Genomic DNA, 23,527 nt, shown 5'->3' with positions numbered 1-23,527 from the left:
GTAGTAGAGAATTCCATCAATTTTTATTTTGTCTTATTGTGGTGAAACAGAGGGGGAATGGGTAGTGGCAACGACAATCGAAGTGAATAAACAAAGTGTTAAACAATTATTAGAAACAGGTAAAGTTAATAAGTTCATTATCCCTGAGTATCAACGTCCATATGCTTGGTCTGATGAACAAATTCAAACGCTCTTTGAGGACTTAGTAGAGTATACAGAAAATAATAATGAGAGTACTTATTTTCTAGGAACAATTGTTTCATACGAAAATGAAAATAACGAACAAGAAATAATAGATGGTCAACAGCGAATCACTTCTTTGTTTTTATTACTTCGTGCACTTTATTCTAAACTAAGCTCAATGACAGAAACAAAAGAAGTTAAAAATTTCAAGGGGCAAATTGAATCTGCATTGTGGGAACAAGATGAATTAACTGCTGAGGTCGATTTCGAAAAAACGCTTATTAAATCCAGAGTAATGAGAGACGAAGGAAACAAAGTTTTTTCAGAAATACTTATTACAGGCGATGTTGGAGCTTTAGCAAAAGATAACTATTCGTTAAACTACAGATTATTTACAGAGCTAATAGAAAGGTATGCTACGAATGAGCCAGAGTTATTTTTCTGGTTTATTCGAAATGTACTAAATAAAGCAATTCTATTACCAATTACGGCAGATTCACAAGATACGGCATTAACAATTTTCTCAACTTTGAACGATAGAGGATTAGCATTATCAGATGCAGATATTTTTAAAGCAAAAATATATAATCAGTTGGATGCTGATGGGAAAGCAACTTTCATTGAACAATGGAAAAAACTTGATGATGATGCAACCAATGCAAATGAAAGTATTCAAAAGCTGTTTTATTATTATATGTTCTATTTAAGAGCTTTAGAAAACGATCGAAATACAACTACACCAGGTATAAGAAAATACTATTCAAAAAATAATTTTGAACAGTTATACAAGAGTGATGTGATAGAAAATTTGAGTACGGTGATTAACTTATGGCTTGTAGTGAATAATCGTGTAGAAATTGATGATGAAGACTGGTCGAAAAATATAGAAATTAAACAAGTATTGGATATGTTAACTTCTTATCCAAATGAATTTTGGAAGTATCCAGTTGTTATATATTATCTTAAATATAATGAATCAGAGGATTTCGAAGAACTATTTTTAAAATTTCTTAAGAAACTACTTGCAGTTTTGGCAGCAAGATATATTGTTACCCCGACTATTAATGCTGTCAAGAGAGGAATTTTAAATTTAAACTCTGAAATAATCAAATCTCCTGTTCCAACATTTGATTTTCCTAAAGTAAGTGAACAAGAATTAAAAGATAAAATCAAGCTTGCTCACCGTAATACAGTTCGAATGATATTAAAGATTCTAGCATATCAAAATCAAAAGGAATTACTTCCTGAGAAATGGGAAATAGAGCATATCTTGCCTCAAAAATGGCAAACAAATTATTTTCCTAGTAACTTTGAAAGCGAAGTACAAGAATTAGTAGAACATATTGGAAATAAGGTTCCGTTTGAGAAAAAACTAAATATTATTGCAGGAAACGGATATTTTAAAAAAAAGCAACAAAGCTATGAAAAATCAAAAGTCCAACTAGTGCTTAATCTTTCTAAAAATCATAATGATTGGGGATTAAATGAAATTCGAGAGAGAGATATTAGGATTTCTGATGAGCTATTAATCATATTAAATGATTGGGGATTAAATCAACCTAATACATCTGCTCAGGATGAAACCTCTCCAGTTCCAACGGCTGAAGAATTAAAAATGATTGAAGAACTTAAAAGAAAAGGTTTAATTAAAGTGTAATGCAAATCACGTTGATTATCTGATTTCCAATGCGATTAGCGTGGATTAAAAAGAATACTAATTAACCAATAAGACAACATTGCCGAGAATAGCGGTTATAAAGACCTACTCCCAACTTATATTAAATTCCTATCCTACATCATAAATGATGTAGGATTTTTTTGATTATTTCCTTCAATCCCTTCATTTTCCCACTCTTAAATTGTTGGCTAAATAACATTGAAGATAGATTTGGTGTAAATGAATTTGGTATTCAGTTTAAGTCATAACTGGCAATGAAGCATACTCATTGTTTTGCAATATTATTCATTACTCTAGTCCATAAATTAAATTGTTAAGTACTATTACAAAGCTTATTTGGCTAAATATTTCATCCTGTTGCCCCTAGGCAAAGTATAAATATTCGTGTCTTATGCATATCTGCATTATTATTTATAGCGTTTTTAAAATAATAAACATAGTGTGGAAAATATTTTTTGAATAGTTTCTCTCGGAACTTTGTAGAATGAAAAGTCACTTGAAATATGAGCAGTTAAGAGACGTAAATAAGCGGGTGATTTGGCGTAAGAAAGAAACGGGAATCCGTTGATATAACTACGTTAAATAGACAATCATCTGCTTCAAAAGAGGAGAGAAAATATGATTCATACAGCAGAGTTTTCAATACAACTAGATTACGAACATATAAACTATAGAAAGGATCACTATGGCAAGGAACCGATAAATCAAATTTTACACAGGCATATGATTAAAGGGGTTAGTAGTGTGGAATATTCAAATAACCTAAATGCATCTTGTAAGATGGTAATAGATATTCCTTTGATTTTAAATAAAGGGAATGTAGAAGAAAGCGATTATGAGCAAGTTGAACGTTATATTAAAAGAGCATTGAGTATAGTTTATGGGAATGAGCAGTTATTCGAGCATCATAATCTTAGTAGAGTTGATTATCGATTTGATATTGAGGTTTCTGATGAAAATATTAGGAAGATATACTTTGAATTATTCAGGAAGTTAAAAAAGAAAAAGGCTCACTTGGAAAAAAAGATTTATTTTACTTCACAATATCATCAATGTAAAAGCATTCATACTATCTCTTATGATAAGGAACAAGAGCGAAGAGATAAAAAAGAATATATTGAGATGTGGGAAAGAGGGATGATGAGATTTGAGGTGTGTGTTAAAAAAGATCATTTGAAGTACAAAAAATATAAAAAAGGAGAGCTACGGTTATTAAAGGACTATTTTAAAAAAGAAAAATACGCCAACTATATGAACAAGTACATTTTGAACATATGTCCTACTGGTGATTTTTATTCCTATCCTATGCTAGAGGCAATGGTTGCTGCAATGGATTTATCAATTAGAGAAAAAACAGAAATGAAAAAATTCGCAAAGTATGTTTCTAAAGGAAACTTAGATACACCTACTAAGCATTATTCAGATAGCACCTATCGAAAATATCTGAAACTGTTCAATGAGCATGGAATAAATCCGATTACGATTCCACCTAAGTATAAGCTGGATTATCTAGAAAGCTTAGTGAAGCAGGCAGCCTCGTAAATAGGGGAAATTTCTTCGGTGAAAAGCAAATTACCATTGCCTAGTATGAACTAAGTAATGGTGATTTTTGTTTGCAATTAGCATGATTTTTTGAAATGTTCAACAGATCGAATGCCGTTGAAAGAATAATTTTTTTCATGTCTGTACTTATTATTTCACCATTGTAAAAAATATCTTGCTCCAGCAAAAGTGATTGTAATTCTAATTTATCAGCTACTAAGTTCATATCCGCGATTCCTTTCAAAATGTCATGAAGACACCATTTTTATTTGTTTGTTTACTATAAGCAGAGGTTTATTGAAATATTCCATTTATTGCTCCAATGGATTTTGTGATTTTTATATGGAAAGTAATAAAAGGAATTTGATCGGTGGACATAAAAGTCTCATATTTAGTTGCATCTATTTAAATTTAGTACTCGACAGAAGTGTACAAATTTATGAACTAAGGGTTTTGCCCTATCCAATAATCCTACAAAACAATGAAGAATGGTTTTGTAGTATAAAAAAGTCATGCAAAACAATCAGGGAATGTAGCTTTGTAGTATAAAGAAGTCATGCAAAACAATCAGGGAATGTAGCTTTGTAGTATAAAAAAGTCATGCAAAACAACGAAAATGTGGTTTTGTAGTATAAAAAAGTCATGCAAAACAATGAGAATGTGGTTTTGTATATAAAAAAGTCATGCAAAACAACGAGAATGTGGTTTTGTAGTATAAAAAAGTCATGCAAAACAACGAGAATGTGGTTTTGTAGTATAAAAAAGTCATGCAAAACAATGAGAATGTGGTTTTGTAGTATAAAAAAATCATGCAAAACAATCAGGGAATGTAGCTTTGTAGTATAAAAAAGTCATGCAAAACAATCAGGGAATGTAGCTTTGTAGTATAAAAAAGTCATGCAAAACACTGGAAATGTGGTTTTGTAGTATAAAAAAGTCATGCAAAACAACGAGAATGTGGCTTTGTAGTATAAAAAAGTCATGCAAAACAACGAGGATGAGGCTTTGTAGTATAAAAAAGTCATGCGAAACACTGAAAATGTGGTTTTGTAGTATAAAAAAGTCATGCAAAATACTGGAAATGTGGTTTTGTTCTATCATAAAATCGTGTAGAACAATGCAAAAATGGTCGGTAATTCAGTTACATCAAATATTTTTGTAGAAAATTCCAGAATCAAAGCCAAAGTTATTGTATGTTATAATAGGAATAAGTAATTAAGCTGTAAAGAATATTATACAGGAGGGGTAAACATGGGTTTGAAACGTACAATAAAGAGAAAATCTACACAACCTCTTACCAAAGTAACTGATTTTGGATTTAATAAAACAATTAAGAAAATTGATAAGGCGATAACTTTCCTTGAACGAAAATAACTTAATTAAAGAATAAAGGTCACTTATGTTTGTTATAAAAGAGCACTATACGATTATCTGTATTTTTAATAAGCAGTGCTAGGTACTTAGCTATAACCCTTAATTAGATAGGATTTTTTAGAGAATTTAGTTGGTATATCTTACCTAACTCTTTTATATTTATCCCAATTATTTTAAGTGGCTATAATAACATTTGCTAAGGTACACTTATATTCATCTAAAAATGCATAAATGTTACCTAACAAACTTTTCAATTGACCCATCCCAGTAATCCAGGATGTCTATAGGATTCAAAATTTTTGTAATCTATGTGCTTTAGCAATATGAACAAGCTAGCTCCCCTGTATGGTGATTTATAATACGGTGTTAACACGTCTGGCTATAATCTGGCTAATAATAATTTAAAGTGCTTGGAAACGTTGGTATGACTAGGTTTATAGGCAATTAGTTCAAATTCCCACCGTCTCCATAGAATGAATTTGTATGAAATTCAGTGAAGTGTAACTTTAAGTATATCTTTGCCGCATTGGCAAAGATATACTTAATTTTATTTTAGGCAGAAATATACTTAAAATTATTACGACGTTGTGACGTAAAGCATAAGTTTTCCAAATGGAAAACTTATGCTTTATTTTTTTTGCGGAAATCTTATGGTTGAATTTAAGAAAAACTTACGTTATTTCTTATCCCTTAATTCATTTTTATTAAATATGATATTCAACAATCGGGCCATATTGTTGAATAACAGTCATTTTTGTTACCAAACAATGCTTTAGAGACATTTTTTATATAAGATTTAAAGGGGTCCCCCCTGAGCAAACGGTTTGTACAATTCATAGTGACCCTCATTGTTATGATACTTGGGTTAAGGTCGTTGTTAATTGGAGCATATTAGTGATTAATCTTCTTCACCTCCATAGTCTTAAAAGACTTGCTAAAAAAAAATTTGAATAAATGTGAAACTAATTTTCATTTTTTCCGTCAGTACAGCGTTGTACAGCAGGATGGGTATGTCAATCATAAGACGATGTACAGAAATATAAACAAACTTAACATGGAATAAGTTGTTATAGGAGATGAAGGAAAATGAAGAAGACATTAATTACAGCAGGGTTAGCAACAGGTTTATTTTTCACAAGTATGATGGGTACAGGAGCAGATGCAAGCGCTAGTTCAGTGCATTACAAAGATGTAAAGACATCTGATAACTTCTATTCAGCAGTAGAAAGCTTAATAGAACAAAAGGCTATTAGTAGAACTAATGAAAAATTTAGACCATACGAGAACGTAACACGAGGTCAAGCTTCTAGTATAATTGCAAAAGTTTTAGAACTTGATATAGAGAATGTTAAAGATCCTAAATTCAAGGATGTTCCAAAGAGCCACCAATTCTATAAGTATATTGCCGCATTAGAGAATGCAGGACTTGTTAAAGGAAAAGGCAACGGTATATTCGGCATTAACGACCCTTTAACTCGTGGTCAAATGTCATCAATTTTAGTAAAAGGTTTTGAAATACCATTAATCGGTGGTCACGATATAGGCTTAAATGGTTTTGTTGACACTACATATTATGTAGGTGGTGGCGAAAATAGCGCCGTTGAGAATGGCGATACTTTGCTTACATTAGAGGGTCAATTCAGTCAAGCAATTGAAACTATGCATTATTATAATTTTGTCTCTGGTTACAAAACAGGAGAAACTTATAAAGACAGAGGTGAACTATTAGAGTTTAGACAAGGAGAAGCCCTTAAGCGCTCTCAGTTAGCATTGATGATTAACAGTATGCAAAAAGGAACTCAATATGAATATTTATACTTCAAAGACTTTGACATAACTAATAGAAGTGTAGGTAAGGTTGCAACTGGAGGATGGGTGCATGACAAAGCTGAAATTGACGACTCTTCGGTTGTCTCTATTAAGGAAATTTCTAACTATGAAACAACAGCGTTCCTTAGAGGTACTGGTGTAGAACAAACATTGGACAATGTATATGCTATTCTTGAGCCTAAAAAAGTTGGTAAGACTTTTGCAAGATTTGAAAACGGTGGTGGAACTGGTAAGGAGAAAGTTCTAGAAATTACTGTTACAGGAACAAAGGGTAATTTTGAAGTTTCTTATAAAGATGTAACACCAGAAAAATAAGAAACAATAGAAATACAATGGGATGCTTGATATCCTATTTTATTGCTTGAAATATATAAGCTTGACTCGTAAGATATTTTTATCAGTATAAATTAAGTTCTTCAACACATACGATCGGGCGCTTTTCTTGAATAAGCAAGGAATCCTTTTTCAGTTAATGGGCCATTTAGTTGAATAACGTCTCAAAAAAAGTGGTGGGTTTATGTTACAATTAAGGTTAAATTGTGAAGTAAAATATTACTTCTAACACGACAGAACAGTGAAAGAAGAAATGATTTATTTTAGAGTAATTAAAGGAGCGCTGTTATTTTGGAGAAATCAAAGAAAAAAGAATTATTAGATTGGTTTATAGCTATTGCGGTAGCAGTTGTTTTTGTTATCGTTATAAGAACATTTATTTTTTCACCAATTGTAGTAGATGGTTCTTCAATGATGCCAACATATGAGGACGGAGACAGAGTTATTATTAATAAATTTAGTAAGCAAATATCTGGTATAGACAGATTTGAGGTCATAGTATTTGAAGCGCCGATTGGTGAAGATTATATTAAGCGCGTTGTGGGCTTGCCGGGAGATTCTATTTCATACGAGAATGATATCCTTTATATTAATGGTGAAGCATTAGAAGAACCTTATTTAGATGAATATAAAGAAAAATTAACAGATCATGCTCCACTAACATACAATTTCAATTTAGAATCTTTAACAGGTTATAAAGAAATACCGGAGGGTTATTTATTTGTTTTAGGAGATAATCGTAGAAAAACTACTGATAGCAGAGATCCAAATGTAGGATTAGTACCAATGGATAAAGTTCTAGGAACAGCCAAAGTTAGATTCTATCCATTTGGTAATTTAGGTATTGTTAGATAAATCTATTTAAACAGTAAAATAAACTTCAACTATTGAGCGCTTTTCTTGAATAAGAAAAGTGCTTTATTCAATTATAGGGCCATATTGTGGAATAACTCTAAATAAGAAATATTTGGATATTTATGTTAAAGTCTAATTAAGTTTGTTAAGCAATGGCTTAAACTAATGGGGCAAATTAGTTGAGTAAAAGAAAGGCTTTCTACTTACAGAAAAGTGAACAATGAAGAGTAATTTTTGGGATTTCTTCAACAATCAAAGATTTTTTATGTAAGTTAGACAGTTTTTATAGAACTAATTGGAGGCTTTAACTGAATAACGATCATCAACAATCGGGCAATTTTCGAATTTTAAGGCGGGGTGATTTATTGTGACAAAGAAGTATTTTACAATTTTATCAGGTATATTTTTTATATTAACTATTTTACCTTTTAGTTTCGCTACCACAACTTGGGGCGACAAATTGTTTACCTTAGTTATAAATATAAGTCTCTATTTACCTCTGTTTTTTGGAGTATTAGGATTAATATTTGGTTTGCTTGGGGAAAAAGGACTGTTAAAACAGAGCCTTGTTTTTTTAAATATCTTAGGAATATGTATTTGGGGTGTTATATTATTTGTAGGGATTTATGGTTTTCAACAACCATAAATTAGCGGTGACACATTTGTCCTTTCACTATTCAGCAATCTGGGCGCGATTCTTCAATAAGAAAATCGCATTTTTCGGCTAAAGGGTGCGTTCCTTGAATAAAGGAAATGCTCTTTTTCGTTAAAGAACCAATAGAAGGTAACAAACAGTGCTTTTAAAAATTATCGGAATATGAAAGCGGCATCCAATGGTGAATACAATGGATGCCTTTTTTATGAAATGTTACCAAGCAAGGGTTTAGTCCTCTACGAAGACTGACTTCTTTACTTTTTATTTTTAAACCCATATTTATTTACATAAAAAAACAATATCAAATTTGAAATAGAGAAAAGAGAAGCTATAAAGATAGAAAGACCACCTAACCCCCTAACATAAAGCGCTATTGCTACTATAGCTAATAATGTTCCTAGTATAAGAAACATATACTTACTTTCTAAAAAGTTATTTATAGACTTTAATAAACGCATACTCACACCTACCATTTTTTAATTAAATATAGAACTGATGCCATCCTTATGCAACAATCTGGGCGCGATTCTTCAATATGAAGGTCGCGTTTTTCCGTTATAGGGCCATTTAATTGAGTAACGTACTTAAAAAAAATGGAGAATTTATGTTACAATTTAGGTTGAATTGTGAAGTAATGTACTTCAACTAAAGTAGCAGAATAGTACAAGTAGAAAAATTTTATTTTATGGTAATTAAAGGAGTGATGTTTTTTGGGGAAATCAAAGAAAAAAGAACTATTAGATTGGGTTAAAACTATTGCTGTAGCAGTTGTTTTTGTTATTGCTATAAGAACATTTATTTTTTCACCAATTGTGGTAGATGGTTCTTCAATGATGCCAACATTTGAGGATGGAGACAGAGTTATTGTCAATAAACTTAGTAAGCAGATTTCGGGTATAGAAAGATTTGATGTCATAATATTTGAAGCCCCGATTGGTGAAAATTACATTAAGAGGGTTGTGGGGTTACCGGGAGACTATATTGCCTATAAGGATGATATCCTTTATATCAATGGTGAAGCTTTAGAAGAACCTTATTTAGATGAATATAAAGAACAACTAATAGACAATGCTCCACTTACATACGATTTCGCTTTAGAATCTTTAACAGATTATAAAGAAATACCGGACGGATATTTATTTGTTTTAGGGGATAATCGTAGAAAAACTGCTGATAGCAGAGATCCTAGGGTAGGATTAGTTCCAATGGAAAAAATTTTAGGAAAAGCCAATGTTAGATTTTATCCATTTGACAATTTAGGTATTGTTAAATAACCCTATTTATACAAAAAGTGATATTCCACAATCGGGCACAATTCTTGAGTAGAATTGTGCTTTTATTCAGTAATAGGGTGAATTGGCTGAATATACAATATGGGTATATATGGAACGTTCAAGAGTTAAATTCCGTCTAACTTATTAGAATGGAGGGCTATAAGTTGAGTGATAAACTTTATAATTTAATCAAAGCAATTTGTTTAATTGTAATCGCGTTCTCAAGTGTAGTAATAGCTATGCAGCTGACGCATATTGGTTATTTGTTAGAGGCTATAGGGCATTAGAATATTATCTTATAATCTTCAACAATCGGGCGCATTTCTTGAACAAGGAAAAGTGCTTTTTTATTAGGCTCTGTTAAAGTTAAATATTGATATTACTTATAAAAATGGAAGTTCCATTTTTTTATATTTGCATGTTAAACTATAGCACCCCTTTAGTTTAAGTGTAATTGTTCAAAAACTTATTAATTAAATAGTTACATCTATTTTTTTTCAATCGCCATACGCAAGTTCGAGATAACTCCAATAAGTAATACTAACGAACAAACCGTTTTTTCAAAAGGTGTTCCAAACAATTGTTGTATAAATCCAAAAGACCAAAGTACAACAAAAAACCAACATATAACGGTTATTCCTCTTTGGTATTTATATAGTTTAATTCTCCCAACAATCAACGTAAAAACTACTCCAATAATAGAAATAACGATACTTATAACAGATATTGGTAGCTGTTCAGCGAATGATTCAGACCTTCCACCATTAACCCATGTAAATGGAATACTTTTGCTTATAATAAGAAAGTGGATTAAGATAGTCAAAGAGTAAAAAATAATTCCCATAAATACAGCAGTTTTCATATTAATTTTCCTGAGTTTTTCTAAAAAAATCACCTCATTTTTCTTCCTGTTTCAATTTTATGCGTTTAGTAATTGTCCTAATCCTGTGAGAACTCATCAATGGAAGAATCAAATTTTAGAAATTGCAAGGTCAATGAAATAACACTCCTGTCTTGTAAAGTTTCTGAACGAAACTCAAACATTAAGTGCATAAATACTAAAAAAGATCCCTCTCCTTTAATAGAATTAGGGATCTTTTCAAATTAATTCTGTTCCATAGCTTCAGTCAGCATATCTTCATAATCTTCTTCATCGTAAACGACGTTATAAATTTTCCAACCGCTGTCTGTTTTCTTTAAGTAGGCAGTTCCCGATAAATCTACAGTCATTTCAAGATTAAATTCCATTTCAGGGTCACTCATAGAAACTCGAACCTTTAAGTTATCTACCTTCACTTCTGCAAAACGTTTATTAACTGAAATCACTTTGCTTGAATGTTCCCCAACTTGTTTCATTGAAATAGAACCAAGTGATAATTCAGGATCATCTTGTAGATTATGGCCATCTAGCGAATATGCTAAATAATAACCCATTGTTGTTTCACGATAAAGTGCTTCAAATGCTTCTAGATTTTGCTGTTCTTCATAAAGAGTAAACTCTTCTGTGACATTTCGGTTAACCGTATGGAGAACTGAAATTTTGTCTTCCTCTGTACCAGGCTCTAAATGTAAAGCACGGTCAATCATTAACACTGCGTGAGAACGTTTCGCAAAATCATTCGGATTGAACTTGTCTCCATAACCGTTCACGATTCCGACAGCTGCTGTTTTTAAAATAGCATCATAAGAGTAGCTTTCTGGATTTATATCGTTAAATGTTTTTCCGTTTTTTGAAAAATCGACTGTCTCATTAAATGCACGATAGATCATAGCTGCCATTTGAGCACGTGTAATCTTATCATTCGGTTTAAATGTACCGTCTTCTTTCCCAGTAATAATCCCTCTGCTACTTGCAATTTGGACAAAGTCATAATACCAAGCTGAAGATTTAACATCAGGGAACTCTTTTTTAATATCACCATTTGTTAAATTCATGGCATTCACTAAAATTTTCGTGAATTGTGCACGTGTAATACTATTTTCAGGTTTTAAAAGAATCGATGTATATTCATATTCTTCTCCATCTTCTTCATAAACCTCTTTTTGTTCATATCCATCAATGATATCTGCATATAAGAAGCGTTCTAATTGTTCATATGCTCCATGCTCATAATTGACATCATCCATGTAATATTGATTGATTGTTTTTCCTGCAGCAAATGTTTGCGTTACCGGAAAAAGACCAAACGAAACAACTAAAACTAATAAAATTCGAACTGCTTTCATGGTGTGACCCCTCTTCATAATATTTCTAACACATGAAATATATTACTCTATGATACCACAAATAAATACAAGTATATTATGGGAATTGTCATTATGTTAATAAATTCAAAATAACATTATGCTTTTATTACTTTTATTAAAATTACTTGCAACCTTAAAAGTATGGTGTAAATGTGTACCAAGGAACAATGACTGTATACAATTTTAATTAGATTCTAAAAGTCAAATTTAATGTAAATCATCAAACATCTTCCTTAGGCATTAAAAATTCTCCTGTAAATGGCTCAGATATTTTTGTTTATGGATTTGGCGATGAAGTTGGCAAGATTAATTTAGAAGCACTAACTACAGGTGCAGTGTATTCAAATGGAATGTTACCGTATGGGACAGCTGGCGTGAAGACATGACGTGATAGTAAGGCGCCGGAAAGGTTGTCTCCGGCGAGTTACGGTGCTCATTCTAATTTGGCTGCTGAGTAACTGCACGGTCAATAGCCCTAATTATTTTTTGTTATTCAACAATCGGGCGCGATTCTTCAATAAGAAGATCGCGTTTTTCCTTTATAGGGCCATATTGTTGAATAACAATCTGTTATGAAGTTTACTAAACAACACTTTGATAGCAATGACGCCCTTATAAATATAAGTTAAGAAATTTGAAATAAAGTCGATATGTGTTTCAATATTTCAACTTTTTTGGGCTTTTTTGCGAAAAATAGGTGCCATTTAACGTTATATATAATGTAAAGGCTTTTGCAGTATCAATACTATATAAAGGAGAAGGAAATGAAGATTAATGAACATAATTTTATAAAATACCTTCAAGGCGGCAAAGAAAACGCTCTTGATTACGTAATCGATCACTATCTTCCATTAATAAAAGGTGTTGTATTGAAAATTTTAGGTCCTCTTGACATTAATGACATCATAAAGGAGTGTTGTAACGATATTCTATTATCTATCTGGAAAAACGCGAAAAAGTTCAAAGGAGATGCAGCTGACTTTCAAAAATGGGTATGCGTGATTGCAAAATATAAAGCAATCGATTATTACCGCATGGAAATGAAGAAAAAAGAAAGCCCCTCTTTGGATATAGAGCTTACGCAGAATGACCCAATGAAATATGAAAGCACCTATCTGGAAGAACAGGAGAACATTTAGGCAATAATCTCGACATTAAAGCCTGTCGATCAGAAAATTTTTATAATGAAGTACCTACTAGATTTTGATACAGAAGAAATTGCCCATCAATTGCAGATGACAAAATCGGCTATTAATAACCGGCTTTACCATGGCAGGAAAAAACTTAAAAAAGATTTAGGGGGTATGCCCATTGAAAAATCTGTTTAAACACTTCAATGATATTGAAATCGATTTAACTGAGTTTGAAGAAGCAGAGGTAACAGAACTTGAAAAAGCACAGTTTAAAAGGGACCTGAGAATACAGACATCCAAAACAACACCGAGAAAGTGGATGAAGGGAGCTGCAGCTGTCTGCTTGTCGTTGGGTATCGGTGCTGCATCAGTTATAGGTCTTTCCTACACAACATTCGCTCAGGAAATTCCAGTTTTGAACAGTATTATCAAGCTTTTCTCGACCCAAGAAAAAATAATATCAGGCTATGAGGAATTCGCCGATCAACAAAATCTTGTAGCAGAAAGCAATGGGACAACGATTACGGTAAATGAAAGCTTATTCGATAGTAAAAAGTTTTTAGTTGGCTATTATATTGAAACGGACAGGGATTTAGGTGATTCCCCGGAAATTGAGACTACTTTTAAGGTAGATGGCCGCGAATACGCCCTCTATAATACGGAACATAGGATTGAAAAAGTCGGGCCAAATCAATACGCCGGCTTAACTACAGCGATCTTGAACTTATCTAATTATTTACAGGAGGCGAATTTTGAGTTTCACATTAGTAGTATTTCCAGTCAGGATAAAAAGGAAATGATCCAGGGGAGTTGGGATTTTGAAATAAATGCTAAGGCGACTGAGCCTAAAGTCCAAATCGTGGAAGCACCTGCATCAAAAAATGCTGATCTAGGAATTAAACTAAATGAAATCATATACACACCGATTTCCTTTATCGTCAATTACAAAGAAATGATAAGAAATGAGAACTTAAAAGATAAATGGGACATGATTTCTTCCGGTTTAAAAGTAAAGGATAATCTAGGTAATACGTATACATCAACGTTAACCGGTGGTATAGGACACGACCATGGAGATATGGAATTTGTCTATACCTTTGAAAAACTGCATCCGGATGCTGAAACTTTAATAATCACTCCATTCTTCCGATTGATGGAGGCTGACGAAATTGATGAAAATGGCGTTAAAATTTTTAGAGGTAATACCAATTCTATAAAGGAAAAAATAGAGCTTGAGGATATTATTGTAGATATTCCCAAATAGAGCACAGCACTTATTTGTGAAAAACAACGTAAAACATAAAATGCACGCCAATTGTGAATACACTTTACAATTGAAGGGACAGTTCAGACTATAAAAATAAAGTCCTTAAACTTCACTGAAGTGACCCCTAAAAGTTAGACACGGTTATTTCATTTAGGCAGCGGTTTGGGATGCAGGAAGCTACTGTCTTCTCTAGTCCTCTACCTTATTTTTAACTACTTTTTTCTATCGATCCAATTATATGTGGTCTTTTAATAAAGATTGATAAACTATATTTAATTACTATATTTAATTTTGATAAGAAACCTATATGAGAATGCAGGTTTTTACTTATTCCACAAACGGGCGCGATTGTTGAAGAAGCGAATTTCTATAGCATTAACCTTAATATTAAGATGCTCTTACAACGCATATTTTTATTCTATCGTAGGTAAATCCGTAGGAGCACTTAAAAATTATAGTCGAAAAGTGCTTATAAGCGTTGATATAACAACGTTTGTGAAATAGTTAGTCATAACTCCACCGTCTCCATACTTATATAGTCGTCAGAAAAGGCGTTATATGCTTTATTTTTTGTAGAATTTAAAACCCCCTCCTATACAGGGGGTTCGTGTCCTGATTATATACATATGTTTGTGAGTGTTCCAACTAAGCTAAGTGTCTCTGCGTTTGTTGGGTATCTTAAAGGGGTTGTAGTCTGATATTCCATCTACATGCAAATTTGAAATATAAATATGGAAATAGTAAATGTTGATGTCGAGGATATTATGTAGAAAAAGTTGGGTGAAACAGAAAAGTCACCTACTACTTGTTCTATATCTTCCATTACCATCACCACATACAACAGTAATAGCTAGTGGATTGATGACCAATAGACTATAGATGAAACATTAAACACTATATATACTATTGATATTGTTTTGAGTGGATTATATACTAGTAACATACTAAAGATTACTAGTGAAGAGGTGGAGAAATGAGTAATAAACATGAATATGATTATGAATTTAAAATAAAAGTTGCTAAAGAAGCTATTAGCACTAACAATAATACCTTTACATCAAAGAAATATGGAGTGAATGTTAATACTGTTAGGAAGTGGAGAAGAGAATACGAAGAAGGAAAGTACGGAGTAGTAGGAGAGCAAAGTACCCTAGAATTAAATAGTGAAATAGATATAGCTATATTTAAAAAAGAAGTATTAAATTTAAAAAGGCAACTAGAAGAATCACAAAACGATTTGAAGGAAGCAATGACTTTGATTGGGGAAAAGGATTTTTATATTAAAAAGTTGCAAGGAAGTTTAAATAAGTAATTAAATTCCTAGTTAAATGGCCTAGGAAAGTTTTCTAGTCATTGGACTATTCATATGTTAATGAATAGGTAAAAGGTAAATCATGATGGCTTAAATGTTGATATTGAAACCCTCAACGGTTCGAGGTTTTATAGACTGTAGTAAGTAACTTGATAGAACGACTTGAAGTTACAAATTTAAATGATAAAGAATCTGAAAATGAAATAATCATTTTCCGTATTAATACCTTACACTCAAGGCAAAGTCTCGTAATGTGGAAGAAAATAGAATCCACTATCGAATAGAATTTAGGGGAATTTTCGGCCTTTAGTTTGGGTAGTGTACTTGGTGGTCCGTCTCCATATAAGAAATTTAGTAAGTGTCAAAATCCTATTATAAGGATTTTGGCATTTTTTATTTTTAGAAATTGGTAATAGGTACAGACACACTCACATCCTGGTAATGTTATTTCCAGAATAAAATTAATGAGATTATCCAAAACTATGAGCAAGTATGACTGTACCTGATGCAACAAACTTGTAAGCATATGGAGGCTATAAAATGAGCTCAGATAAAGACGACTTTTTGGATTCAATTGACCCTATAGAAAGAAGTAATTTGATAAAGGTTATTAACGGTACATTTAAAAAGCTTGATCGGCAATTCGTGGATGAGTTAGTTGAAATGGAAGGCTTTTTTTATGAGGAAGATGTAGAGGCTATAAATTTTGAAAGACAAAAAAATACCATGACATTAGAATATATTAACAAGTGCGAGATACCTGAAGAAAGTGATCCTGAAGAGAATGTGTTTGATTTATCACGCAAAATAGTTCACTTTATCTTTAGAAATGGCATCATTGAAGATATGCATGCTGGTAAATATGGTTATGATGAATACTCAAAGATTCCTGAAAATACACCATTAGAAGTCATTAGCCAACTGTCTAATAAAGATATGATGGCTTTAAATAAGTACATGATGGACCGAGTAGGGTATATTCTTCAATTAATACAAAATGCGGAGTATACGAAGCTTCATTATATATTGGATCAAGAAAAGTATAACGGAAGTGACTGGGATCGTCCGGATATAGAAAAAATAGAGAAGGATACAGAAGACTTAATGCTCATCGAGTTTTCTCATCATAAGGATATAGATAATTAAATCTGAGTGTATCTTGATTTTATCAGGATGTACTTTTTTGCTTTAATTAACACAGTGGTTATGGCAATCTAATACTGAGACTATAAATGAAGGAATTAGGTGATACAGCATGATAAGACGACCGTTAATTATTGACACAGATCCAGGCATTGATGATGCAATGATGCTAACCGTAGCATTTGCCAATAAGGATATTTTTGATATTCGTTTAGTAACGACTGCATCTGGAAATATTTCGCAAAGTAAGGCGAATTACAATGCACATGCATTTTTAAATTATATTGGAGAAGACGTGACGATTGCAAGAGGGCTTGAGCAGCCGATGTTCCGTAAGCTTGAAGTTGCAGAGGAGATTCATGGTGCATTTGGTTTTGGAAAAGTAGAGTTTCCGAAAGTGGAAGTACCGACAAATGTCCGTCCAGCAGTTGCAGCTATGCGTGAAACGATTTTAGCGAGTGAAGAAAAGGTAACGATTGTTGCGACAGGTCCCTTAACAAATGTCGGTGCATTATTACTAGCACACCCAGAAGTAAAGGATCACATTGAAACGATTTCATGGATGGGTGGCGCAGTTCAGGGTGGCAATAAAACAGCCGTTGCCGAATTTAACGCCTTTGTTGATCCGCATGCCGCTCAAATTGTGATGCAATCAGGTGTACCGATGAGCATGTGCGGGTTAGATGTGACGCACAAAGCATTCGTCACACAGACTGAGGCGCAAAAAATTCTAGACATCGGTACAGAATTTGCGCAAAAGGCTTATGATCTTGTAACGTACTATTTGGACGTAGCGAAACCAACACCTTTTAGTGAGCCGCATTACGCCGATGTGCTCCGCTTCCATGATGTTTCTGCCATCTTGTATTTACTGCATCCTGAGTTTTTCAAAGGAACAGACTACTATGTAGAAATGTCGACAGAAGGTATTACAACAGGTGCGACAGTCGTAGATTTATACAATTCAACAGGCAATAAACCAAACGTGCATGTATTGCATGATGTGGATCGCGAAGCATTTGTTAAAGTATTTATGGATGCCGTCCGGACAATTTCAGATCGACTATCATAAGAGGAGCCACTATTCTTTTCAACGGTATCTGATAAATTATATGCGAAAACGAAAAACGTTGTTAAAAGCCGTATTTTCATCTTAGTTCCATTATTAGCGCTAAGTGGTATTTTCTATTTTGTTGGAACATTGAAGTCATCAGATGTACTTGCCATTGCGTTTCTATCGCTAGCACTTAGTTTAGGATGTCTGACAATTGGTTTGGGTCCTGCCATTTTAGTAGATTTTGTAGACCAAAAAGACATCGGTAAAGTACAAGGATGGTTTCTAATCTTCAAAGATCATTATTCATTTTATAGGCAGTATGAAGCATAAATCTATATACAAATATCGTTCCCAAGTTAAGTTGTGGACGCAGAAAATCAATCTTCAACAATCAGGCGCGATTCTTCAATAAGAAGATCGCGTTTTTCCGTTATAGGGCCATATTGTGGAGTAAAGTAATCACATATTTATCCATAACTTAATCGTAATAGTGATGAATTAGACTTAAACTAAAGAGGAAGGATAATTGGATAAGGTTTGGATAGAATACCTCTAAAAAGAGGGTTAGAAAAATGAAAAAAGTAGTTTTTGTTGTCTTAATATTATTAGTTTCAGTAGGTACTATTGAGAAATTATCTGCTCGTTCATTACAAGCAGCTGAAAAAACATTAGAAGTCAGTAAACACCAAGAATTATCAATAAAACAAGCTATTGAATTAGCATATCCATCAGCATTGAAATGGAATGAAAATGCTCAATTATTAGTTGCAATCAATATAGATATAGATAAGCCTGGGAAGGGAATTGGAGCAAACGGTAAAAGGGAAAATTGGAATATTTCGTTTGGAGTGCCAGACACTAATAAGTATTTTTTAGTAACCATCCATGATGGGAAAATTGATGGACTAAATGATTTGACAACAGAAGGTACATCTCCCTATCCCCAAAAGGAGTTTGTAGGAGCTGCTGATATTAAATACGATTCACCTGTATTACTAAAAAAAGCATTAGAAATGGGCAGTATTTATCCAGGTAAAGACTGGGCAAAAGGTTACAATTTTATGCTGCGAAAAGACACAGTGACAAATATCTCCCTAATGTTAGTAATAGGTTGGAATAGCAATCAGACAGAAATGAAAGCAGTTGGCTTTAATGTAACAACAGGAGAATATATTCCGCCACAAAATTTGTTAGGAATTTTGATGTATTCTCAAATAGCATTTGCTGAAACAGATGAGGGAGTACCATTTTTGATTAGCAATGGGAAATGTCCTGACTCGCAAAATTTGGAGCCTGTGAGTTCAGATAAAGGTCTTCTAAATGCATTAAACACAATTATACCCGAGGTTTATAAAAATCAAAATTACAAAGGATGGAAAGTAGAAACCGTAGCGCATCTTTCAGAGTCACCACATCCAGATGCTTATTATGCAATGGCTAAAAATTATTGCGGAGAAGAAATAGCTAATAATTCTTGGTTTGTAGAAGTTTTATTTCCACAATACTTACCAGCATACGATGCTTCACATAGGCAAATTTTTGTTACTAAAAACAAACAGGGGCAATGGTTTGCTTGGTTTAGATTTCATTAATGCCTATTAAACAATCGGGCCAGATTGTTGAGCAACTCAAAGGGAATTGGCGATTGAATAAAGATTTTGAAACTATCAAGAAATTTAATCGTATATTAGTTACGGACTACTTTAGGAAGGTGTGGTAAAAGGTGGGAGTATTACTAATCATTATTATATATGGACTTTTAATATGGATCTATTTCAATCCAGAAGAAAGTTTATTATGGGGGAAACGAGGGATGTACAAAGAAGAACCTCAATTAACTGAAAGTGCAATTCGTAATACAAAATCGAAAGCCTTAATCAGTATTATAGTGATAACGCTTATTAATATTATTTTTATAATTACATAAATTTTGAATAAGTAAATGCCTTCCTCAACAATCGGGCGCTATTGTTGAGTAACACCGGAAGAAAATGATCAAACTTTTTATAAAAAACTAACTTATAACTGCTATGGGAGAATCCATAAATGCCCCCCATTCGACAAACAGATTTTATTTTTTAATCTGTCTACCAAATGGGGAGCATATCAAACATCAACGTATGTCTTTTTTGGAGATCACAAACTTTTATTTGGGAATGTTATTAAGATTAATAGTGCATAAATAGTTAATGGAAGTAAAGACTCTTATTTAAATAAGCCATTGTTCAAGCAGTTTAGTGGTTGTGTTCTCGTACATCGTAGTCAACTACTTTTAGTTCTTCTAATTCGTGAATACGCATTAACTCTTCTTTATGTAATTCAATGTCCTCACCCATATATCCGACGCGCATATATTCAAAACATATATCATCCTTATCCATTTGTTGTATGATGTCGAGAAGTTTGTAGAGTTCATTTTCTTTGTTTGTTTGAGTTAAAGAGTATGGAATATCTAAATAAACAGTCCAGCAAGTATGCTGTAAATGATCAAACACATCTTTATCTTTAGGGAGTGGTTCATAAAAAGTAACATTCGTTGAAATGGTAGATGCAAATGGAATATACGGTTTAATAATAGATTCGCCAAAACTTGACCAGTATTCGTAACCATAGCCATCTTCAAATGTCCCATCGCTTGAACGTTCAACATAAAAATTAATATCAGTCGTAGCAGCTGTAGCATATGTGTAATAGTTATTTCCGTGCATCCAATCAAAGCGTATGTTTCCAAGTTCAAATTCATCTAAATAACGTTGCTCTAAATAAGCAACCATTTCTCTTTTCATTTCAGCATGCTTCCACGGTAGACCGTACTCCGCATAGAGCATCAGCAAAGCACCTCCCCCGAATATAAGAAGTCCTGTACCTATAAAGGTACGTACAAACCAGTGCATCAATTTCCCCCTATCTTTTTGAAAACTGATATAGCATTTTCATAACTCCCCATTCAATTGAATAGGGAGTATTGGTTCCTAAATGTCAATTGCCCCAAACCGAAGTTTCGGAGTATTACTGAACATAACTATATAATAGCATTAGTTATTCCACAATCGGGCGCTTTAGTTGAATAATGATTAGATGGTCTTCTTTATTTACACATTGTAACGGTGATCAATTAGTTTCTTTGATAAGAAACGTTTAGCAAATTACTAAAAAAATATAGAGGAATTTTAGTGACAAGAAGCTAACTCTTATAGTTAAAACAATTATATTGGAGTGATCCCATTGTTAAATTTTTTTGAATATAACTGGCAGGTCAGAGACGAATGGTTTGATTGGTGTTACCAGCTATCGATTGAGGAATTGAAAAAGGAAAGAACTGGTGGAGTAGGGAGTATATTATATACTCTTTTTCACATTATTGATGTTGAATACAGTTGGCTTCGTGGTATTCAAGGCAAAGAAGACATAGTAGTTGAATTTGCTGATTATGATACGCCTGAAAAGGTTAAAGCTCTTTCTGATAGATTGCGAAATGAAATAGCAGAATTTCTAAGTAAAGATATAGATAAATTTAAAAATAAAGTTGTATATGTACCTTGGGATGAAGATAAATATACCGTTGAGGAAATATTACATCATATAATTGCCCATGAAATTCATCACATTGGTCAACTCTCTATTTGGTCAAGAGAATTAGAACTCAACCCCGTACCTGCTAACTTTATTGGAAGAAGGTTTAATTCTATTCATTCTTATTAACTAAAGGAGTCTTTTGTTGAAAAACGATATTCCACAATCGGTCGCAATTCTTGAAATAGGAATTGTGCGTTCTTTATGCTTTAATTTTTTCACCTCTTACCAAAAACAACCCCCGACAATCCGCATGTCAAGGGCTGTTCCATTCATTCCTTATTCCTTCACCTGCACAAAAACATATAACTCCGCATAGCGTTGATTGCGATGGGATTGAGCATATTGTACGATGATTTGCAGCTTCGCGCGGTCGTTTTCTGCGGTTAAAGTAGATTCCTCTACAGATAATTCGCTGTAATTACTTGTAAAGAGGGTGTCTAGTTCCTCCAACGGCCATGCTAAAAGCTCTTGCTCGTCTTTCACTAACACGAGCTGATCCTTCTGTAAACGGAGCTGCATATTGTTTGTTAACTCAAAGCGTCTGTGCGGTGGATTTTGTGAAGCGGATACTTGAACAAAATAATCGTAATGATCAATCGCAGTGATAATCGGTTCATCCCCATTTAGGTTAACCGTATAATAGACTTCATTCAGATAATCTTTATACTGTGGCGAGAAACCAAAGATTTTTTCAAAACGTTGATCCGGCAGCCACGCAATGTCATAACCCATGCGCTGTAAATAATCAAATTTCTCCGTAATGAATTGTTTATTCTCATTAGAAATTTCCGGATTCGGCTGAACTTCTCCATCGTACATATTGAGCGATTGTAAACGCTCCTGTAGTAGATTTTCCTGATTGTTTTTACTAATCGTAAAAGCATCAACAGGCGGGATGACAGAAAGTAAACTAAACCCGATAAAAATCGGTGCAACAAGCCATTGCTTTTTTGGAATAAATGTCAGGATCAGTGCGATGATGATGGCAAATAAACCGAATAAAATAACAAAATATCGGCCATGTGTAATGCCAGTCTCTCCGATTTTCATGATGGAGACAACGAGCTGATAAAGCACAATGATAAGTAATACTTTCGGGAAAATAAGTCGGAACCATTTCGTTAACCCATTATTAAGTCGGTAGCTTAAAAAGTAGACGATGAGTACAGTTGACGCGAAATACACTAATAATGGTTCGAGTAAATTTTCTGACCAATCGGTGAAATGCAGTGCGATATAAATTACTAAAATCACAGCATACACTATTGTCAGCGGTACAATTACGTACGAAAGCAACACCTCAAGAATATGGGCAGGTTCCTCTTTCTTCATTGTCAAGGACAGGAAGAATAATGGCGTAAACAAACCAAATACAATAGCCGCGATATACTCGATGATATTTGAATTAATTGAAAACAGTAAATAATTGATCGCTGCATAGATGAGCATTAATCCAACAAAGATGATAATGGAGAAGAAGGCTGTGATGAGTATGCTTTTGAAAATATGGAAAAAACGAGCACTGAAGTTTTCCTTTCCGCACCATATAAAGCCCATCATGAGCGCACTGACAACAACGCCTGTTTGGATCGCTAATACAAGATCATTGGAGCTGCTAATCCAGAAGAAAAGCCCTGTAAAAAAAATTGCGATGCTATACGTTATGACATGTTTGGCAAATAAGTCAGCTACAGATGCAGCAAATACAGCAACAACAAGCGTTGCCAGCCATTTTTCGTAATTTGCCACAGTACCGCTAATTTCTGCTACATTCACGAAGAATAAGACGACTAATAGCACAGTAGCTAGTGGAAATGCTTTGATTGCCTCGGTTATTGCTGCAAATTGTTGAAAGATTCGATTAAACCTCATCAAAGATACCCCCCTTTATGTCTTCATTATATGCTTTTATTTTAGATGCTCAAGCTAATCATTTTCATTGAATTGACAAAGAAGTAGATTTATTAGTTAGAACTTTCAGAAAACTCATTGCGTTTTACCAATGAGTATGTTAAATTACTATTCAACGTTTGAAGTATAAACTTCAAAAAAAGAATCGTGAAGGAGT

The 23,527-nt window shown here is 33.2% G+C and carries 19 protein-coding genes and 2 pseudogenes; 16 read left to right on the top strand and 5 right to left on the bottom strand.

Going from position 1 to position 23,527, the window contains the following annotated elements:
* Positions 1-64: 64 nt before the first annotated feature.
* Positions 65-1,840 (top strand): DUF262 domain-containing protein, encoded by a 1,776-nt coding sequence (locus MHB58_RS16475; protein WP_340735647.1) that lies wholly within the window; start codon positions 65-67, stop codon positions 1,838-1,840.
* Between the two features lie 639 nt (positions 1,841-2,479).
* Positions 2,480-3,403 carry a hypothetical protein gene (locus MHB58_RS16470; RefSeq protein WP_340735646.1) on the top strand — a complete coding sequence of 308 codons (924 nt, stop codon included), beginning with the start codon at positions 2,480-2,482 and terminating at the stop codon, positions 3,401-3,403.
* A 40-nt stretch (positions 3,404-3,443) separates the two neighbouring features.
* Here the strand turns inward: MHB58_RS16470 and MHB58_RS16465 are convergent, their stop codons facing one another.
* Positions 3,444-3,629, bottom strand: coding sequence for a hypothetical protein (locus MHB58_RS16465; RefSeq protein ID WP_340735645.1), 186 nt, complete (start codon positions 3,627-3,629; stop codon positions 3,444-3,446).
* A 1,025-nt stretch (positions 3,630-4,654) separates the two neighbouring features.
* Between MHB58_RS16465 and MHB58_RS16460 the strand changes: the two genes are divergently transcribed.
* The 5 genes from MHB58_RS16460 (at position 4,655) to lepB (MHB58_RS16440) (ending at position 9,724) form a co-directional block, all read left to right on the top strand.
* Positions 4,655-4,777: a hypothetical protein gene (locus tag MHB58_RS16460; protein ID WP_340735644.1), complete on the top strand. Its 123-nt coding sequence runs from the start codon at positions 4,655-4,657 to the stop codon at positions 4,775-4,777.
* A 1,086-nt stretch (positions 4,778-5,863) separates the two neighbouring features.
* Positions 5,864-6,922: an S-layer homology domain-containing protein gene (locus MHB58_RS16455; protein WP_340735643.1), complete on the top strand. Its 1,059-nt coding sequence runs from the start codon at positions 5,864-5,866 to the stop codon at positions 6,920-6,922.
* A 309-nt stretch (positions 6,923-7,231) separates the two neighbouring features.
* A complete protein-coding gene (gene lepB / locus MHB58_RS16450; protein WP_340735642.1) occupies positions 7,232-7,795 on the top strand; it encodes a signal peptidase I in 564 nt (187 codons plus the stop codon).
* A gap of 367 nt (positions 7,796-8,162) precedes the next feature.
* The gene (locus MHB58_RS16445) at positions 8,163-8,441 is read left to right on the top strand and encodes a hypothetical protein (RefSeq protein WP_340735641.1); all 279 of its coding nucleotides are present in this window, start codon (positions 8,163-8,165) and stop codon (positions 8,439-8,441) included.
* A 719-nt stretch (positions 8,442-9,160) separates the two neighbouring features.
* Positions 9,161-9,724: a signal peptidase I gene (gene lepB, locus MHB58_RS16440; RefSeq protein WP_340735640.1), complete on the top strand. Its 564-nt coding sequence runs from the start codon at positions 9,161-9,163 to the stop codon at positions 9,722-9,724.
* Positions 9,725-10,211: 487 nt separating this feature from the next.
* Here lepB (MHB58_RS16440) and MHB58_RS16435 read toward each other — a convergent pair whose 3' ends face one another.
* A complete protein-coding gene (locus MHB58_RS16435) occupies positions 10,212-10,619 on the bottom strand; it encodes a hypothetical protein (RefSeq protein ID WP_340735639.1) in 408 nt (135 codons plus the stop codon).
* A 209-nt stretch (positions 10,620-10,828) separates the two neighbouring features.
* On the bottom strand, positions 10,829-11,950 hold the full coding sequence (locus MHB58_RS16430) for an S-layer homology domain-containing protein (RefSeq protein WP_340735638.1): 1,122 nt from the start codon (positions 11,948-11,950) through the stop codon (positions 10,829-10,831).
* 785 nt (positions 11,951-12,735) lie between these two features.
* Here MHB58_RS16430 and MHB58_RS16425 point away from each other — a divergent pair.
* The 8 genes and pseudogenes from MHB58_RS16425 to MHB58_RS16390 all read left to right on the top strand — a co-directional run bounded on the left by MHB58_RS16425 (position 12,736) and on the right by MHB58_RS16390 (position 19,475).
* Positions 12,736-13,299, top strand: a pseudogene (locus MHB58_RS16425) (sigma-70 family RNA polymerase sigma factor).
* Entirely contained in the window at positions 13,283-14,368 is a 1,086-nt protein-coding gene (locus MHB58_RS16420; RefSeq protein WP_340735637.1) for a DUF4179 domain-containing protein, read from the top strand. Before MHB58_RS16425 ends, MHB58_RS16420 begins: the two are co-directional and overlap by 17 nt.
* Positions 14,369-14,979: 611 nt before the next feature.
* Positions 14,980-15,119: pseudogene (locus tag MHB58_RS16415) on the top strand (transposase); the annotation flags it as partial.
* A 225-nt stretch (positions 15,120-15,344) separates the two neighbouring features.
* Positions 15,345-15,683, top strand: a complete 339-nt coding sequence (locus MHB58_RS16410; RefSeq protein WP_340735636.1) for a transposase — start codon at positions 15,345-15,347, stop codon at positions 15,681-15,683.
* A 540-nt stretch (positions 15,684-16,223) separates the two neighbouring features.
* Positions 16,224-16,829, top strand: coding sequence for a hypothetical protein (locus MHB58_RS16405; protein ID WP_340735635.1), 606 nt, complete (start codon positions 16,224-16,226; stop codon positions 16,827-16,829).
* Positions 16,830-16,938: 109 nt separating this feature from the next.
* Complete coding sequence (locus MHB58_RS16400; RefSeq protein ID WP_340735634.1) at positions 16,939-17,898, top strand: nucleoside hydrolase; 960 nt, start codon at positions 16,939-16,941, stop codon at positions 17,896-17,898.
* Between the two features lie 129 nt (positions 17,899-18,027).
* Complete coding sequence (locus tag MHB58_RS16395; protein ID WP_340735633.1) at positions 18,028-18,213, top strand: hypothetical protein; 186 nt, start codon at positions 18,028-18,030, stop codon at positions 18,211-18,213.
* Positions 18,214-18,455: 242 nt separating this feature from the next.
* Positions 18,456-19,475 (top strand): hypothetical protein, encoded by a 1,020-nt coding sequence (locus tag MHB58_RS16390; RefSeq protein WP_340735632.1) that lies wholly within the window; start codon positions 18,456-18,458, stop codon positions 19,473-19,475.
* Positions 19,476-20,117: 642 nt separating this feature from the next.
* Here the strand turns inward: MHB58_RS16390 and MHB58_RS16385 are convergent.
* Positions 20,118-20,777: a hypothetical protein gene (locus tag MHB58_RS16385; protein WP_065216781.1), complete on the bottom strand. Its 660-nt coding sequence runs from the start codon at positions 20,775-20,777 to the stop codon at positions 20,118-20,120.
* Between the two features lie 331 nt (positions 20,778-21,108).
* On the opposite strand from MHB58_RS16385, the gene MHB58_RS16380 reads away from it, so the two are divergent.
* A complete protein-coding gene (locus tag MHB58_RS16380; RefSeq protein WP_340735631.1) occupies positions 21,109-21,585 on the top strand; it encodes a DinB family protein in 477 nt (158 codons plus the stop codon).
* A 150-nt stretch (positions 21,586-21,735) separates the two neighbouring features.
* Here the strand turns inward: MHB58_RS16380 and MHB58_RS16375 are convergent, their stop codons facing one another.
* Positions 21,736-23,331: a DUF4153 domain-containing protein gene (locus MHB58_RS16375; RefSeq protein WP_340735630.1), complete on the bottom strand. Its 1,596-nt coding sequence runs from the start codon at positions 23,329-23,331 to the stop codon at positions 21,736-21,738.
* Positions 23,332-23,527: the final 196 nt, after the last annotated feature.

The organism is Solibacillus sp. FSL K6-1554, from assembly GCF_038005185.1.
Taxonomy (GTDB): Bacteria; Bacillota; Bacilli; order Bacillales_A; family Planococcaceae; genus Solibacillus; species Solibacillus silvestris.
Note: the sequence above shows the minus strand (reverse complement) of the source record. Positions and strands in the feature narration are given on the sequence as shown.